We start from the raw sequence: 1,298 nt of genomic DNA on the forward strand, positions 1-1,298 counted from the left end.
GCATAGAGCGGAAGAAGAATCCACCCTGTACCACATTAATCAATTCCCATCTTAACCCTTCAACTTACCCGGTGTTAAGCTAAATTTCTTTCTGAAAGCATTGCTGAAGTGCTGTACCGATGAATAACCAAGCATAAATGCCACCGATTTTATGGGTAGACCTTCGAGCAGCAACTCTTTTGCATGGTTAAGCCTGTAATCACTCAAATAACCGAATATGCTGTTATCAAACAGGCCTTTAAAGCCTTGTTTAAGTTTAAATTCGTTAACGCCGCATATTTTAGCCAGTTCGGCAACCGATGGTGGCTGGTGGATATTGGCAATAAGGTAATCCCTTGCATGATAAAGACAATCCCTATCGTAGGCAGAGTGTAATGCGGCAGGCTGTTTTTGGTTAATGGCACGTTCAAAAGCTTCGGCCTGGAGTACAAGCAGCTCAATGCATTTCGATTCGATAAACATACGTTTCAGGCCTTCGGGGTAATCACAATCGAGAATATCGCGGATGCAGTGCTGCATGGCCCATGAAATGGGAAGGTTTTGCTCCGCCAGCTGCGTATAACGACCGGTATCGGCATAATCTGCCAAAACCTGCAATGCTTTGGTGGAATGTTCTGCCAGTTGCAAAAACTTTTCTTTGGCAAAATGTACCTCAAAAAAGCGGTAGCTATGGCCGGTATCATATTCGCCTGTACCATCAAGCTCAGGCATGTAAATAATATTCTGCTGGTTGGAATTAAAGATGTACTGCTGCTTATTTACCCGGTTAAAGATAGTGCCATTACCGGAGAGCGTAAAACGCAGTTTAACCATATCGGGCACATCGTAAGTGGGCCTGAAATACATCTGTTGCTGTTTAAACATGATATCGCCATATACGATATAAATGCCAGGGATATTGATCTGTACCAATTCGGCATCGCTAAAAGAAAAACTGTACTTCTCCTTTCTTTCTGTTACCAATCCATCCCGAACAGGAAGATCATCAAAGCTGCCCCCTACCTTTTTCCAGGCGCCGTAATCCTTACCAACATTGATTCCCATAAAGGCAATTATCACAAAAAAAGCCGAGCTAAAGTAATGGGGTTATCCACAATTCGGTTTTCTGTAAAAGAAAATCCTTTATATGTAAAAGCGTAAGCCTGCTATTTTTCAATTTTGCCCGAATTGCGAAATGCACCGCAAGAGACTAATAACGATACCATGGAGGAGCAAAAAGACCTAAACACATTAACGCAAGATCAAAAAATTGACGTTCTCCCACCCAAAAACACCCTAATTTTTAAACTCTTACAAGA

1 protein-coding gene is annotated in these 1,298 nt (G+C 42.1%); it reads right to left on the reverse strand.

The features are described 5' to 3' along the window. Positions 1-51: 51 nt before the first annotated feature. Positions 52-1,044, reverse strand: a complete 993-nt coding sequence (locus AC1DPQ_RS27995) for a helix-turn-helix domain-containing protein (protein ID WP_477582811.1) — start codon at positions 1,042-1,044, stop codon at positions 52-54. Positions 1,045-1,298 lie beyond the last annotated feature (254 nt).

This window comes from Pedobacter sp. 01T416_2, assembly GCF_056398925.1.

Bases quoted from the DNA above. Each gene is read 5' to 3' on its own strand.
- AC1DPQ_RS27995 (WP_477582811.1), bottom strand. From the start codon at position 1,044: ATGGGAATCAATGTTGGTAAGGATTACGGCGCCTGGAAAAAGGTAGGG.